The organism is Propionispira arboris, assembly GCF_900109225.1.
Taxonomy (GTDB): Bacteria; Bacillota; Negativicutes; order Selenomonadales; family Selenomonadaceae; genus Propionispira; species Propionispira arboris.
On sequence record NZ_FNZK01000011.1, the window covers coordinates 56,163 to 72,267 of the forward strand.

At 38.4% G+C, this 16,105-nt stretch carries 18 protein-coding genes; all 18 read left to right on the forward strand.

The window, feature by feature from the left end; all coding sequences use genetic code 11:
- Positions 1-354 precede the first annotated feature (354 nt).
- The 18 genes from BMY14_RS11475 (at position 355) to sdhB (ending at position 16,082) form a co-directional block, all read left to right on the forward strand.
- Positions 355-1,080, forward strand: a complete 726-nt coding sequence (locus BMY14_RS11475; RefSeq protein WP_091831848.1) for a FadR/GntR family transcriptional regulator — start codon at positions 355-357, stop codon at positions 1,078-1,080.
- 110 nt (positions 1,081-1,190) lie between these two features.
- Positions 1,191-1,556: an OmpH/Skp family outer membrane protein gene (locus BMY14_RS11480; protein WP_091831850.1), complete on the forward strand. Its 366-nt coding sequence runs from the start codon at positions 1,191-1,193 to the stop codon at positions 1,554-1,556.
- Positions 1,557-1,705: 149 nt separating this feature from the next.
- Positions 1,706-2,359 (forward strand): TetR/AcrR family transcriptional regulator, encoded by a 654-nt coding sequence (locus tag BMY14_RS11485; RefSeq protein WP_143063164.1) that lies wholly within the window; start codon positions 1,706-1,708, stop codon positions 2,357-2,359.
- Positions 2,360-2,449: 90 nt separating this feature from the next.
- Positions 2,450-3,481, forward strand: coding sequence for an HlyD family secretion protein (locus BMY14_RS11490; protein ID WP_091831854.1), 1,032 nt, complete (start codon positions 2,450-2,452; stop codon positions 3,479-3,481).
- Positions 3,478-4,614 (forward strand): ABC transporter permease, encoded by a 1,137-nt coding sequence (locus BMY14_RS11495; RefSeq protein ID WP_091831856.1) that lies wholly within the window; start codon positions 3,478-3,480, stop codon positions 4,612-4,614. The genes BMY14_RS11490 and BMY14_RS11495 overlap by 4 nt, the downstream gene beginning before the upstream one ends.
- Before the next feature lie 37 nt (positions 4,615-4,651).
- Positions 4,652-5,794, forward strand: coding sequence for an ABC transporter permease (locus tag BMY14_RS11500; protein WP_177177566.1), 1,143 nt, complete (start codon positions 4,652-4,654; stop codon positions 5,792-5,794).
- A 567-nt stretch (positions 5,795-6,361) separates the two neighbouring features.
- Positions 6,362-7,018: a thymidine kinase gene (locus BMY14_RS20550; RefSeq protein ID WP_091831862.1), complete on the forward strand. Its 657-nt coding sequence runs from the start codon at positions 6,362-6,364 to the stop codon at positions 7,016-7,018.
- A gap of 231 nt (positions 7,019-7,249) precedes the next feature.
- Positions 7,250-7,657, forward strand: a complete 408-nt coding sequence (locus BMY14_RS11515) for an acyl-CoA thioesterase (RefSeq protein ID WP_091831864.1) — start codon at positions 7,250-7,252, stop codon at positions 7,655-7,657.
- A 232-nt stretch (positions 7,658-7,889) separates the two neighbouring features.
- On the forward strand, positions 7,890-8,426 hold the full coding sequence (locus BMY14_RS11520; RefSeq protein WP_177177567.1) for a hypothetical protein: 537 nt from the start codon (positions 7,890-7,892) through the stop codon (positions 8,424-8,426).
- A gap of 15 nt (positions 8,427-8,441) precedes the next feature.
- Positions 8,442-9,092 (forward strand): coenzyme F420-0:L-glutamate ligase, encoded by a 651-nt coding sequence (locus tag BMY14_RS11525; protein WP_177177568.1) that lies wholly within the window; start codon positions 8,442-8,444, stop codon positions 9,090-9,092.
- Between the two features lie 215 nt (positions 9,093-9,307).
- A complete protein-coding gene (gene rph / locus BMY14_RS11530; RefSeq protein ID WP_091831868.1) occupies positions 9,308-10,054 on the forward strand; it encodes a ribonuclease PH in 747 nt (248 codons plus the stop codon).
- Positions 10,051-10,647, forward strand: a complete 597-nt coding sequence (locus BMY14_RS11535) for an XTP/dITP diphosphatase (protein WP_091831870.1) — start codon at positions 10,051-10,053, stop codon at positions 10,645-10,647. Before rph ends, BMY14_RS11535 begins: the two co-directional genes overlap by 4 nt.
- A complete protein-coding gene (locus BMY14_RS11540; protein ID WP_091831872.1) occupies positions 10,644-11,120 on the forward strand; it encodes a YfcE family phosphodiesterase in 477 nt (158 codons plus the stop codon). The genes BMY14_RS11535 and BMY14_RS11540 overlap by 4 nt, the downstream gene beginning before the upstream one ends.
- Positions 11,121-11,443: 323 nt before the next feature.
- Complete coding sequence (locus BMY14_RS11545) at positions 11,444-12,286, forward strand: fumarate hydratase (protein ID WP_091831874.1); 843 nt, start codon at positions 11,444-11,446, stop codon at positions 12,284-12,286.
- A gap of 17 nt (positions 12,287-12,303) precedes the next feature.
- On the forward strand, positions 12,304-12,861 hold the full coding sequence (locus BMY14_RS11550) for a Fe-S-containing hydro-lyase (protein ID WP_019555433.1): 558 nt from the start codon (positions 12,304-12,306) through the stop codon (positions 12,859-12,861).
- A 45-nt stretch (positions 12,862-12,906) separates the two neighbouring features.
- Positions 12,907-13,524 carry a succinate dehydrogenase/fumarate reductase transmembrane subunit gene (locus BMY14_RS11555; RefSeq protein ID WP_091831877.1) on the forward strand — a complete coding sequence of 206 codons (618 nt, stop codon included), beginning with the start codon at positions 12,907-12,909 and terminating at the stop codon, positions 13,522-13,524.
- A gap of 90 nt (positions 13,525-13,614) precedes the next feature.
- On the forward strand, positions 13,615-15,327 hold the full coding sequence (gene sdhA, locus BMY14_RS11560) for a succinate dehydrogenase flavoprotein subunit (protein ID WP_245741395.1): 1,713 nt from the start codon (positions 13,615-13,617) through the stop codon (positions 15,325-15,327).
- Between the two features lie 2 nt (positions 15,328-15,329).
- Positions 15,330-16,082, forward strand: a complete 753-nt coding sequence (gene sdhB / locus BMY14_RS11565; RefSeq protein ID WP_091831881.1) for a succinate dehydrogenase iron-sulfur subunit — start codon at positions 15,330-15,332, stop codon at positions 16,080-16,082.
- Positions 16,083-16,105: the final 23 nt, after the last annotated feature.

Genomic DNA, 16,105 nt, shown 5'->3' on the forward strand with positions numbered 1-16,105 from the left:
ATTAAAATAATCTTAATAATATTGAATAGTATGCTGAATTTAAAGGAAACTATAAATATATTATTTTTATAAAAACAGAGTTAAAATAAATATTATTAATTATAAAATAAAGATAATTAATAATTAAAATAAAAATATTTTATAAAAAATAGGTAAATAGATGTTTTATAAGAAAAATAAGAGGGAAATTCGTATGATGTTATCGTGGATATTTTATTCATTTTTATTGAATTGATCGGATTCGTATTATGAGTATAAGACCTTTACCTTTCATGATACAATACGTTATAATTTGGAGTAGAAAAGAATAAAGAAAACCATTTGTGAAAATGGATTTTATAAAGGGAGATTTTTATGGCAGAGAAAAAGAATCCGACACGCGTAGAAAAAACATCGGAAGAGATTATTCGTTTTATCATAAGCAATAAAATGCTCCCGGGAAATCAGCTTCCGACAGAAGAGGAGTTCCTGACTTGGTTCGAAGTTAGTCGGGGGACGTTAAGAGAGGCTGTTAAATTGCTTGTTGCGCGCAATATATTAGAGATTCGGCAAGGGGCCGGGACATTTATATCACATAAAAAAGGCATACCAGAGGACCCTCTTGGCCTCAATTTTATTTATGATGATCATCGTCTTGCGCTTGATATGTTAGAGGTTCGTTTAATGTTTGAACCTCATACAGCTGAGCTTGCAGCAGTCAATGCTACGGCTCAACAACGTAAAGAAATAGCGGAGAGTCCCCGAAATATTGAATCGCTCATTCGGAGGGGGGAACCTTATGCAGATGCGGATTGTCGATTCCACCAGATGATTGCAGAAGCAAGTGGAAATCGTGTTATTGGTCAACTTATGTACATTCTGCATTCTTCCGTTTCGAAGAATATTGAAATAACGTTAGATACCCTGCGAGATAAGAACACGGTGTTTTATCATCATAAAATTGCGCGTGCTATTAATGAAGGAAATGTTATTAGTGCACATTGGTTTATGGCTACGCACTTAAATCTTTTACGTGAATTCGTGATTGATAAAATGGAAGCCGACGGTTTAGAAACAAATAAGAGACATAGTCCATTATGATGGGCAAATATTAGGATGAAATTAAAGTGTGTGTGCCATCTTCAATAAGTTTAGCAAGATCACATAGTCCTTAGGTGGAGCCGTTTCTGTTAGTGCAGAAACGGTTTTTTATGATGATGCACCTGTTAAGACGATACGGAATTTATGTTGACTTCATCTATTTAATGAATCAGCATCCTGATACGGTTCAGGCAAATAATGTGCTTAAGACAGAGCAGGAGGCTGCAAAACAAGAATTTGAAACTAAATCTGTCGGCATGAATGACCAGGATAAACAAAAGCTTGATCAAAAGCTTGCACAACGTATCGAACAAAAGCGGCTGGAACTTATAAAACCAATATCGGAAAAAGTTGTAGCTGCCACCAATGCAGTGGCTGGCGAAAAGGGACTGTCGATAGTGATCGGGAAAAATGAAGTGGTTTGCGGCGGTACAGATATTACGGCAGATGTGCTTAAGAAAATCACGGGAAAATAAGAAATAGCACACTAGTAGAGGGATTGGCATTTGCCAATCCCTCTACTAGTGTGTCCTGTATAGACGTTTATTCGTCGGTGATCTAAGTGTGATCCATGCCATTAGCTTAAGAGACGGATGTTTCCTGTAAACTGGATGAAGGAAATGATGTGAGGCATACAAAACTTGACAGTATCTATATTATATTTTATAATTTTAGTGTAGTACTGGAGAAGGGAGAATCAGTATCGAGTGAGAGGACAATGAAAGAACAAATTATTTTAGCAGCATTGGATGAAATGCATGAACATGCCCTCCGATTTCGCATGAATGACGTGACAAAGCGCTTACATATAAGCAAAACTTCACTTTATAAGGCTATAGCTTCTAAGACGGAGCTTATTAATGCAGTGATAGATTACATGTTTGATATGTTTAACGCTCGTGAAGCTACCATTTGCTCGCAGGATATCCCAGTGCGTCAGAAAGTTACGATGCTCATCCAGCTTTATAGGGAATCCTTTAAGAACTTTGATCGTAGTCTGTATTCAGATTTGAGAAAAGATTATACGGAAGAGTGGGGGCGGGTTATGGATTTTCGGAGACAGAAGGTGGATATTATTATGCATCTGCTGAAGGAGGGAATTGAAAAAGGAGAACTTCGTGCGGTAAATCTGGATGTTATGCATTGTTGTTTGATGGCAATATCAGAAGCATTGTTTTCAGAAGATTTTTTGCGAAAAAGCAAATTGACCTATAGTATGGCAATGAATTGTTTTGGTGATATGTTGTTTCGTGGTGTTGAAAAAAATGATATAGGGTGAACCCATTCCTATTGGGTGGTTTCACCTATCTTTTTATCTATTGAGTACCGACTATCTGCTTTTCGGTATTTAGAACAGGAGTAAATCTAGATGAGTAATTTTTGGAAAATAAGGGTAAAACAGATAACGGCAGTTGTTGTGTCTGGTCTTTTATTAATAACAGGATTCGCAGGTTGTGGGAAAAATACCACGTATATTACTGATGGTGAGCTATGGGGAAGAGCTGATGCCAAAGAAATTGACGTGAATACTAAAATTAGTGGTCGTGTTGTAAAGTTAAATGTCAAGGAAGGTGATGTTGTAACAAAAGGTCAGGTCATTGCACGTATTGATTCTCGTGACTTAGAAGCCCAGGTAGCACAAGCAGAAGCAAATATTGCTGCTTTGGAGGCACAATATACACAAGCTACTGCACAGACGGGAATGCAGACAGGAACAGCTGCAGCCGCTGTGGGGCAATCTGGGGCTAGCCAGGAGTCAGCAGAGGCAAGTATGAATTTAGCCCGTGCTGATTATGATCGCTACAAGGAACTTTTAGAAGCTGGAGCAGTATCAAAACAAATTTTTGAAACCTATAGGACAAAGTATGAAACAGCGCAGGCCGCTTATCGTCAAGCATCTGCATCTGTAAGTTCTGCACAAGCTGGCTTGGATGTAACATCAGTTAATGAAGCAAATGAGAATGCTGTAATTAAAAAGATAGATCAGGCGAAAGCTAGCTTGGAACAAATTCATGTTTCATTAGATGAAACCATTATTCGTGCTCCTTTTGATGGCGTAATAACAGAAAAATACGTAGAGGAAGGATCGATGCTTTCCACAGGAACACCTCTTGTTGCTGTACAAGATACTAATGATAATTGGGTTAATTTCAAAGTAGCGGAAACGAGTCTTAATCATTACAATCTCTATCAGAAAATTACGATTGAAGGTCGTGATGGAAAAACTCAATTTACAGGAACAATAACAGATATCAGTAAAAAATCTGAGTTTGCTACTCGTCGCGCTACGAGTGAACGTGGTGATGCGAGTGACATCATTAGTTTTAACGTTAAGGTACAAGTAAATTCAGGTAAATTGCGCCCGGGGATGAGATTCAGGATTATGGAGGCAGCGAAATGATGCGGCAATTTTCGGAAATCGTGCGATGGGAGTGCTACTCCCTCTGCCGTGGTCGCATTCCCGCGATACTTTTATTTCTTACACCACTGATTTTTACATTGCTTTTTGGGATGGTTTATGAGCAAAATACAGTACGTCATATTCCGGCGGTCATCTATGATGCAGACCAAAGCAGTATAAGTCGCAGTCTTATTAAAGTGTATAATGATTCTGATCGTATTGATATTTGTCACTATGTGTATAGTTCGGAGGCGATGGAAGCGGCTTTAACTAAGGATGAGGCACAGCTGGCTCTAGCAATTCCAAAATATTTTGCAAAAGATATTAATGCAGGGCGTCAGACACAGATTGCATTGATTGTCAATTCTACGAATAATCTTTTTGCGAATTCGGCACTTTCAGCTACGGAAGAAATGAATCGGACGTTTTGCATTGCTATTGCACAAAAACTTATGGAAAGTTACGGTGCAAATTCGGTTGCTGCGATGGAAATGGTGTATCCAATTAAACTTGGGGTACGTATTATTAATAATCCGACTACTGGATATACGCTGTTTATGTTGCCTGGTCTAATGTTAAATGGATTACAGATTGCTCTTTTGATAACCGTGGCACCGCTTTTAGCGGCGTTTATTCGTCGGCAAATTTATGATGAATCAAAGTATTCCTCTGCATCTATTTTATTAGCAAAAGCTCTTCCCTACTGGTTGTTAGGGGTGATTATGTATATTATTTCATTAATCGTGATGGAGCATTTTTGGGCAGTACCTATACGTGGGAGTTGGATTGATATACTTCTTTTAGGTGCAGCCTATAATTTTGCCGTTATTGGTATTTTATATTTGGTTTCCTCTTTAGCAGCAGATGAAACCCAAGCTGTTCAGTTGCCACTCCTTTATATTATGCCAGGGTTGCTTTATAGTGGATTGTCTTTTCCAATTATATCTATGGAAGGTTTTGGTCGCTGGTATGCGAATACAATGCCATTGACTTATGCAGCAGATTCTTTGAGAGATTTATTGTTAGCTGGTTATGCACCAGATCTTTTTGGTGATGTAAGCACGCTTCTGGGTATGGGAATTGGTTGCGGTACTGTGGCAGGAATATTGTTTACGTTGCGGCGACGTAGGTGAAAATACAAGAATGCGCAGAAGCCGAGGAGGTGGAATCATGAACTGGAAATCATTAGTTTTAAGAGAAGTAAAGGGGATTTTTGTTAAGGATCCGCGAAGAATTTTATTTTTGTTTGGTGCTATATGGGGATATCTTTTCATTTTCGGTTTTCTTTATAATCAAGGCGTAGTAAAGCATATACCGGCTGTTCTTTATGATGCAGACCAAAGCGAATTAAGCCGTTCTTTGGTGCAGGCGATCGAAGACAGTGAAAGTATTTCCTTTGTGAAAGATGTCACTAGTGAAGAAGCTATGGAGTATAGCCTAGCCGAAAAGAAATCTTATATGGCAATCGAAATTCCAAAGAATTTCGCCAAAGATATTCAGTTAGGGAAGACTGGTACTGTTCTCTATATGGCAAATGGTGCCAATATCATATTTGCAAACACGACAGCAATAGCGGTGCAGGATACAATTAATGAATTTTCTGACAAAGTGGCCATAAAGAATACGGCTCGTCGTTTGAGTGTTCATGAAAAGGTGTTAGCACAGAAGCTGATGCCCATAGACTTTGAACTTCGTATTCTTAATAACCCAACGCAGACATATCTTTTTTTCTTTTGTATCGGATTAGCTTTGGCAGCATTTCAATCTGGGTTGTGTTTTGCCGTAGGAGCTTCGGTACATAGCGATATTCAAGAAGCAGTTCTTCTTAAAGAAACACCTGTATTGAAACGCATTATCACAAAATTCATTGTATATTGGCTTGGTTCTATGATTTCTTTTGGAGTGTTTCTTTTACTTGCGAATTATTTTTGGCATATCCCTGTTCGGGCACCTTTATCAAAATTAATGTTGCTCAATGGAGCTTTTAGTTTTGATGTGATTATGCTGGCGATGCTTATATCTTCATTTTTTGCAACTGAGTTAAAATTTGTAAAGGCAGTACTTTTATATGTGGTACCATCCTTTATTTTTTCTGGATATACTTGGCCTTTACAGTCTATGCCAACCAGTATGCAGTGGGTAGGAAAGATATTCTTTCCGCTTACATGGATGGCTAGTCCGACGCGAGAACTAATGCTTTCTGGTAATACCGGAAATTATGTAAAGAGTGTTATTATTTTGTGCTTTACAGGTGCACTTTCCCTATTTTTGATATTCTGTTCTTGGAGTAATCGTCATTTAGCTGAAAAATAGCTCTGTGCGTCCCTCTCAGTTTTGAGTACATAAAACAGCAGAGAAAAAACCGAATGCGTCGTATGATAATGTGATTTTTTATGCAGGTGCATTGGAATGCACTTTTTAAAAAATATATAATCGTCTTTGATATAATAGGAAATAGCAGTATGAGTATGAAGGTGCTTGAAGTGAACAAATTAATGATTTCAGCAAGCGAATTATTACAAGAATTAAATGAAGCAGTATTTATGGACGAAATAAGAGATACACTATCTTTGATAATTGAACTGATATAAAAAATATAATTATTGATAGAAATGGGAACAAATAAATCTCACTACAATTGCAACCATCGTTCCATCTTCAGAAGAATTGTTTTTTGTCTTTATAGTATAAATATGATAAAATAATTTAAGCAATAAGGACATTACGTGATCATTTTTTTGTATTGATGATTGGTTGCATCATGAATGGTACCCCTTCAGGCGCACCATTTTAAAGATTCTGCCCTTATAGACGTTGCTTTATAAGTTACGCTTATAGGGGCTTTTTATTTTAAAACGTATAGAAAACAGAGGTGGATTTATGGTTGGGTGGTACGAGCTGATTTTTGGCAGTATGTATTGTGGTAAATCAGAAGAGTTGATTCGCCGATTGAAACGCTGCCAAATCGCTAGTCAACGTTATATTTTATTTAAACCGATGATGGATAACCGGTATGAACTGTCTCGTGTGATGACACATGAAAATAATAAAGTGAAACAGTTTATGTTAAAGTCCTTAGCAGAAGCAAAATATGATGTCGGTAAAGGGTCTTTTTTTCATAAAATTATTAATAAAATTCCCGGATCGATTGAAGCAGTGAACATTAATAAACCGGAAGAGATACTGACTTATGTCAGCAAAATGCAATATGATGTAGTAGGTATCGATGAAGTGCAATTTTTTGATGAATCCTTATTGCCTATCCTTGATCAGCTTATATTACAGGGCAAACGGATTATTGTTGCTGGGTTAGATCTATATGCTTCGGGAGAACCGTGGCCGATTGTGGCGAAACTTGCCTGCAAAGCTAAGTATGTTGAAAAATTACATGCTGTGTGTGTGGATTGTGGCGAAGAAGCGATGTATTCTTTCCGCCTCGACAGCAATACGAAAGACGATATTGTTGAAGTTGGCTCTGTGGGAACCTATATTGCTTTATGCGAAAATTGTAAACAAAAAAGATTAAGTCATATTTAAAGGATCGTTGATTTTTTTATAGATGGAGCTGCGAAGCGGCAAAAATCCTCTTAGCGATAGAGAAGTCCTTGACTTTATTAATCAATTGTTTTAGTCTATAAGTTATGTGATAATGCATCAGGTAGAATGGCCTAGTAGAAAAGACTGTTACAAAATGTGTTTGGATCATTTTTGTGAGGGCCTTTTTATTTTTGCCTGGAATGCCTGATAGATAAGTCAGGAGGATGCGGTTTGACAACACAAACAACAATCAAAGTGAATTTTTATGATACAGATGCGATGGCGGTTGTTCATCATGCGAATTATATTCGTTGGTTTGAGATCGGACGTGTTGAGTTTTTGCGCGAAGCAGGTATTACGTTAGATGAATTAATGAATGATGGGTATGTTTTTCCGATTACCGAGGTGAGTTGTAAATATTTGTTGCCAGGAAAATTCGATGATGTTCTTGTCATTGAAACGATACCAACAGCACTTACGCAGGCTAAAATGGCTTTTGATTATAAAATTATTCGTTCAGCCGATGGTGCTGTTTTAGTTGAAGGGCATACACAAAATGTATTTACAAATAAGAAAACTGGTAAAATTACGCGGTTACCAGAAAAATACTATACAAAACTTCAGGCTGCTTTGAAATAAAATTTTGAAATGATGCTGGAATTGAGTATAATTAAGTTAATGGGTTTGTCGAGGTTTTTGCTCAGCAATTGTTATGAGGAGGTGGTGCAATGGATAACAATGCACCAATCGGAATTTTTGATTTGAGAATTGGTGAGTTTATTCTTGAACGCGAATAAAGCAGAATTTAAATGCATTGATCTGGGAAATTATGGACAGAGTCGATGACTAAAGAATTTTTGGAGGCACTATCGTGGAATTTTTATATGGCTTAATTGGAATTATTATAGTAATCGTCCTATTCGTAAAATTATTTCTCCTGCGTGAAGGGGATGCTATTATTGATGTGCGGACGGATGCACATACTCCATTTGTTGTGGATGAATTAACAAAAGACAGTGTAACGGTCAGTACGAAAGTAGAATTTGCCAATATTGGCACACAGTGTGGGACTATTATGGATTGTTATGTGAGAAGCTTGCTGCCTTATGAACAATTTGATGGTGTAAAGGTTGAAGCAAAAGCAGAACTGGATGGGGCACCGCGTGAAGATGATTATTTTGAAGCGGTCTTGATTCAACGCAAAGAATCTATCTATGTATGGGTTAAAATCAAGATTACAGCTCGTAAAACAGCTGATATTAAAGAAGCACTGGTTGATATGGTTGATTTGCCGGTTGATCTTGTTTATCAATATGCAGCACGTAAACCTTGGGCTATTACCAAAAAACGTATTGTTTTAAAAGCCGAGGATATTGCAAAACTTGTCGGTGTTACTTTAGCAAAATAGAAGGAGCGATGAATCATGGCGGATCTTGAAATTATTCCGGTGCCAACGCGCATCTTAACAGATAAAGATGATATTATTGATATAGTTGAAAAATATGCAGGAGCGAAAATCGGCGAAAATGATGTTATTTCTGTAGCCGAAAGTGTTGTAGCAATCACACAAGGTCGTATTGTCAGACCTGAAGATTTGACGATCTCACGTGTGGCCCAGCTGCTTTGCCGGTTTATCCCGGATTACGGAAGTCTTGCCAGTCCACATGGAATGCAGTCTTTGATGGATATTGAAGGGAAATGGCGTGTGACGTTTGCTTTAATCCTTGGATTTTTAGCAAAAATAATTGGTCAAAATGGTGTGTTCTATAAATTTGGTGGTGAACAAGCAGCTTTGATCGATGATGTGACAGGGACCATGCCGCCATTTGATAAGTACATCGTATACGGTCCGAAAGATCCGCAAGTGGTAGTGAAGAAACTTCAAGAACGTTTAGGCTGCTTTGGTGCGGTCATCGCAGATGTGAATGATTTGAAACGCTCACGTATTGTTGGGGTTACAGATGGAGTAGATGGTGATAAAGTGGCACATCTGTTGATTGATAATCCATTTGGTAATGCATCACAGAAAACACCAATCGTTATTATTAAGAATTTTAAACAGTATCAAGGCTGATAATCAAACCGTATTTTTATAGAAGGGATAGAATCTATCCCTTCTTATTTGTGTCTGGTTCTGGAAAAAACAAAAAAATATAAGGTGTTGTTCCAGACTTAGAAAAAATAATGGTATTTTCGTTAATTTGATAACGATTTTAATTGATACTTTTTGTATGACGTTATAAAATGAAAATGAGTAAAGAAACATTCAATACAGTTCGGGGGATTCAGATGAAAAGATTAGATGGGCGTACAGTTGATGAGATGCGCAAGGTTAAAATTACAAGACATTATTTAAAACATCCGGCGGGTTCCGTATTAATAGAAGTAGGTAACACAAAGGTGATTTGTGCGGCGACGATCGAAGAAAGAGTTCCAAATTTTTTGAAAGGCAGCGGAGAAGGCTGGGTAACGGCTGAGTATTCATTATTGCCAAGTTCGACACAGACGCGTAATCCTCGTGAATCCATGCGTGGCAGAGTTACTGGCAGAACACATGAGATTCAGCGTCTCATTGGTCGGTCCTTGCGCAGTGTGATTGATATGAAAGCACTCGGGGAACGCACGGTTATGATTGATTGTGATGTTATTCAGGCTGATGGTGGGACGAGGACTGCATCAATTACGGGTGCTTTTGTGGCATTGGTAGAGGCACTGGAAACGGTTTATAATCCGGGCAAAGCATTTCCCGTGAAAGATTTTTTGGCGGCGGTTAGTGTTGGTGTTACCAAAGAAAATACAACGTTGCTTGATTTATGTTATGAAGAAGATTCACAGGCGGTTGTAGATATGAACGTCGTGATGACTGGAAATGGTGAATTTATTGAAGTACAGGGAACGGGCGAAGGCAGACCGTTTTCACGCAGCGAACTCAATGAACTTTTAGAAAAAGCAGAGCAGGGAATCAACGATTTAATTTCTTACCAAAAAGATGTTTTAGGCGGCGAACTTGTTTGGCGTGTGGGCCGTGAGCCATGAAAGAGATTGTTATCGCTTCAAAAAATCAAGGTAAGATCAAAGAGTTTATAAAAGCCTTTGCGGCAATGAATATAAAAGTCATATCGCTCGCGGAATTTAAAGACGTTCCCGATGCCGTTGAAACGGGAAAAACTTTTCAGGAGAATGCAGTCATGAAAGCACACTTTTATGCTAAATACACAGGACTTTCCTGTTTGGCGGATGATTCGGGCTTAGAAGTGGATGCTTTAGATGGTGCTCCCGGTGTATATTCGGCTAGATATGCCGGTATTCATGGGGATGATGCAGCGAATAATGCAAAGCTTTTAGCTGAACTTAAAAAAGTGCAGGGTCATCATACAAGTGCCAGATTTCGTTGTGCTTTAGCTTTCGTTGACACAAATGGTGAAGTACTGACTTGTGATGGTTGCTGTGAAGGCACAATTTTGGCCAAGCAGCGGGGAACAAACGGTTTTGGTTATGATCCATTATTTTATATCGAAGATTTAAAAAAAACTTTAGCTGAGCTTACAATTGAAGAAAAGAACAAAATCAGTCATCGCGGTGCAGCATTGAAAGGGATGGCGGAAAAATTGGCGGTTTATATAAAATGATTATTGGTGTAATGAGCGATAGTCATGGCGACTATCAGGCAATTGAAAAAGCGGTAAAAAAGATCGGTGTTGTTGATCTATGGCTGCATGCTGGTGATTGCTGTACAGACGCAGAATTTTTAAAAACTTTGACTGGTATCCAGACGATTGCTGTTGCTGGTAATTGTGATTGGCCAAATCCTCAGGCTGAGGTAGATGAATTTATTGAAGCAGATGGCCTCAAACTTTGGCTTACGCATGGACATCGCTATGAAGTGAAATTAAATACTCATTTGTTAGTGGATTCAGCAAAACAGCAGGCTGTAAATATTGCTATATATGGTCATACCCATATACTTGAAAATAGACACTATGGTGATGTACTGGTTTTAAATCCTGGTAGTGTGGCACGGCCCTATTTTGGCGCACCTTCTTTTATGAAATTACGTATTGAAAAACAAGTTGTGACAGTTGAAGTATTGTTTTTACCTTAAATTTATAATTTACGTATAAAAAACAATTATGATTGGCAGGAATATTTCGTATCGATCACTAATAAGAATATTAATCTCATTAATAGAAAAATATTTTTGTATGTTTTATATTTATCGTTTAATAACTTTTGAATATTACTTTTAAGCGAAAAGTCAAGGATTGTCTGGAGAATGAATATTTCTTGTAGACAGCTTCATAAACGAACAGGATTCATCTTTTTGAACGTTCCAATATGGGCTTAGAATAAGTTGAAAGCACTTGGAAAATGTGGTATTATGAAGCCTATGAGTGTATTATATATTATATTTTGGGAGGGTTTACATTGCGTACAATCCAAGTAAAAAAGATCACCGAAGAAGTAGCGCAAATGTGTAAAGAAGCTGCTTATTATTTACCGGGAGACGTGTATGATGCTTTGAAAAAAGGCAGAGAAACTGAAGAATCTCCGGTCGGCAGAGATGTTCTGGATCAAATTATCAAAAATGCTGAAATTGCGAAAGCAGAAGATAGACCTATTTGCCAGGACACTGGTATGGCTATTATTTTTGTTGAAGTAGGGCAAGACCTTCATATTGAAGGCGGTAGTTTAGAGGATGCGATCAATGCTGGAGTAGCAAAAGGCTATACAGAAGGGTATCTTCGTAAATCCGTAGTAGAAGAACCTTTGTTTAATCGTAAAAATACCCAGAATAATACACCGGCGATTATTTATACAAAAATCGTTGATGGTGATAAAATCAAAATTCAGTTAGCACCGAAGGGTTTCGGTAGTGAAAATAAGTCTGATATTAAAATGCTTGTCCCAGCCGATGGTGTAGAAGGCGTGAAAAAAGCTGTGCTTGATATTATTTTACATGCAAGCTGTAATCCTTGTCCGCCAATGGTTGTTGGTGTTGGCATCGGTGGTACTATGGATAGAGCAGCAGTATTGTCCAAACGTGCCCTCATTCGTCCGACCAATGTTCGTAACGCACATCCTGACTATGCAAAATTGGAACTGGAATTGTTAGACCTTATTAACAAAACTGGTATTGGACCACAACTTGGTGGGACAACATCAGCTCTTGCTGTTAATATTGAATGGGGTGCTACACATATCGCTGGTTTGCCTGTTGCTGTAACAATTTGCTGTCATGCAATGCGTCACTCAGAACGTGTATTATAATAGGAGGAGAAGAGAAAATGGCTGAAAAAATTCGTATTACTACACCTTTGATGGAAGAACAGTCCCGTAAATTAAAAGCTGGTGACAGTGTATTGATTACTGGTACAATTATCAGTGCTCGTGATGCTGCTCATAAAGTGATGACCGAAGCATTAGCTCGCGGTGAAAAATTACCAGTAGACTGGAATAATCAGATTGTTTATTATCTTGGTCCTACACCGGCAAAACCTGGCGATCCAATTGGTTCTTGTGGTCCTACAACATCTGGCCGTATGGATGCCTACACGCCTACAATGCTTGATCAGGGAATTAAAGGGATGGTTGGTAAAGGTTCTAGAACACCAGAAGTTGTTGAATCTATGAAAAAACATGGTGTTACATATTTTGCAGCAGTTGGCGGAGCCGCTGCTTTAATTGCGAAATCAGTACAGAAATACGAAGTTCTCGCTTATCCTGAACTTGGTCCTGAAGCAGTAGCTGCGCTTACTGTTGTTGATTTTCCGGCAATTGTTGTCATTGATTCTGAAGGTAATAATTTCTACGAAATGGGTCAAGCACCTTACCGTAGGTTATAAAAGTTTTTCCCCTTCGGGGGAGAGAAAAATATAGGAGGTTTAAGCATGAGTCACACTAGTTTTTATGTTCGTCGTTTACATTCCTTATGTGGGATAGTTCCAATCGGATTTTTCCTTTTAGAACATGTCATCACTAACGCAAAAGTTTTGGGTGGACCAAAACTTTTCAATGATGCTGTTGCAGAACTTGCTGCAATTCCGCATGATATTATGCTCCCAATAGAAATTTGCGTGCTTGCAATTCCATTCTTATTTCATGGACTTTATGGTGCTTATATCGCATTACAAGGGAAAAACAATCCCAGCCAATATGGTTACACACGTAATTGGCAGTTTGCGCTACAAAGATGGACTGCATGGTATGTTGCTGCATTTTTGATCTGGCATGTTGTTTATCTTCGTATCATGGTCAAAGGTGGCGGTACACCAATCAGTTATGAATTATTGCAAAGTTACTTTAGCAATCCTATCGTATTTGTACTTTATACATTAGGTATGGTTGCTGCGATTTTCCATTTCTGCAATGGTTTAACGACCTTTACAATGACTTGGGGTATTGCAAAAGGCCCTCGCGCGCAATCCGTTGTTAATAAATGCGCTATGGCATTATGTGCTCTTTTAACGGTTGTTACATTAATCTTTATGAGTAGCTATCTTGCATAATTGAATTCATAAAATCTTAGAAATAAGGAGAGGACCTACGTGAAAGATAAAAAGAAAATTATTGTTGTAGGTGGCGGTTTATCCGGTTTAATGGCTGCCCTGAAAATATGTGAAGCTGGTGGCGATGTAGATTTATTCTCATATTGTCCAGTAAAACGTTCGCATTCACTATGTGCCCAGGGTGGGATTAATGCCTGCATGAATACAAAAGGTGAAGGCGACAGTATATGGGAACATTTTGATGATACCGTATATGGTGGTGACTTCCTGGCTGATCAGACGGCTGTTAAAGGCATGACAGATGCAGCACCTAAGCTTATTAAGATGTTTGACCGTATGGGTGTACCGTTTACACGTACAGCAGAAGGTGTTTTGGATCTTCGTAACTTCGGTGGACAAAAGAATAAACGTACATGTTTCGCTGGTTCTACAACAGGCCAGCAGCTTCTTTACGCCTTGGATGAACAGGTTCGTAAATGGGAAGTTAAAGGTAATGTTAAAAAATATGAATTCTGGGAATTCATTAAAGTTATAAAAAATAAAGAAGGCGTTTGCCGTGGTATCGTAGCTCAGAATATGAACTCGATGGAAATCCAGGCATTTCGCGGTGATACAACGATTCTGGCAACTGGCGGTCCAGGTATGGTATTTGGCAGATGTACAGCATCAACAATTTGTAACGGTTCAGCAGTATCGGCTGTGTATCAGCAGGGTGCGCATCTTGCGAATACTGAATTTATTCAAATTCATCCAACAGCTATTCCGGGTACAGACAAAAATCGTCTGATGTCGGAAGCTTGTCGTGGTGAAGGCGGCCGTGTATGGACTTATAAAGATGGTAAGCCTTGGTATTTCCTTGAAGAAATGTATCCTGCATATGGTAATCTGGTGCCACGTGACGTTGCGTCTCGTGCCATTTATGATGTCTGCGTGAATCAAGGCCTTGGTATCAATGGTGAAAACAGAGTTTATCTTGATCTTTCCCATATTGATGCAGATTATCTTGAACGCAAACTTGGCGGGATTTTGGAAATGTATTCGGAATTTGTTGGTGATGATCCACGTAAAGTTCCAATGCAGATTTATCCATCTGTCCATTATTCAATGGGTGGTATCTGGGTAGATCCAAAACATAACACAAACGTACCAGGGCTTATGGCTTCGGGCGAATGTGACTATCAGTACCATGGTGCAAACCGTTTAGGTGCTAATTCTCTGCTTTCGGCAGCTTATTCAGGAACAGTTTCTGGTCCGGAAGCTATGCGCTGGGCATATGAAGGCGAAAGAGGTTCTGACCTTACAGATGAAGATCTCGCAAAGGCACAACAAGAATGTGTTGATGAATTCGAAGCGATTCTTAAGATGGATGGTACAGAAAACGCTCATGAACTTCATCATGAACTGGGCGATCTTATGAATAAATACGTTACAATTGTACGTGTCAATAAAGAACTTGACTATTGTTTCGATGAAGTAAAGAAAATACTTGCACGTTGGGACAATATTGGTGTAACGGATACAAGCAGATGGGCAAATCAGGAAGCAATGTTTATAAGACAGCTTCGTAATATGATCATTTATGCACTTGTTGTAACAAAATCTGCACGTATGCGCGATGAAAGTCGTGGTGCTCATTATAAAGCAGAATTCCCACAACGTGATGATGAACGTTTCATGAAAACTACGATTGCTGACTTTGACTTAGGAACGAGTGAACCAAAAATTAGCTATATTGAGTTTGATCATTCACTGATTAAACCGCGTCCTCGTAACTACGCTGTTGCTAAGAAGGAGGATAAATAAGAATGGCAGATAAAAAAACAGTTCATTTTATTATTGAAAGACAAGATTCACCTACAAGTGCTCCTTATACAGAAGAATTTGAAGTTCCTTATCGTCCAGCATTAAATGTTGTTGCTTCTTTAATGGAAATTCAGAAAAATCCTGTAACAAAAGACGGTAAAAAAACTCGTCCAATTGTTTGGGAATGTAATTGTTTGGAAAAAGTATGCGGTGCTTGCATGATGGTTATCAATGGCAAAGCTCAACAGGCTTGTGCAGCGCTTATTGATCATTTGGAACAACCGATTCGTTTGTCTCCAGCTCGTACTTTCCCTGTTATTCGCGATCTTCTTATTGATCGTTCTGTAATGTTTGAAAGTCTCAAACGCATTCAGGGCTGGGTTAATGTTGATGGTTCATGGGAAGTTAAAGATGCTCCAATTCAGAACCCAAAAACAGCTGCTACAGCTTATGAAATTTCTCATTGCATGACTTGCGGTTGCTGCATGGAAGCATGTCCTAATGTTGGAACACAATCTGACTTTATTGGACCTGCGCCTACAGTTCAAGCTCATTTATTCAATTTACATCCAATTGGTAAATTTAATAAAGAAGAACGTTTGGACGCATTGATGGAAAAAGGCGGTATCACGAGTTGTGGTAATAGCCAAAACTGCGTTGAAGTATGTCCTAAAAATATTAAATTGACAACTTATTTAGCACAACTCAATCGAGATGTGAATAAACAAGCGATCAAAAATATCTTTAATAAATAAGATTTTCATAAAAATGCCGATCT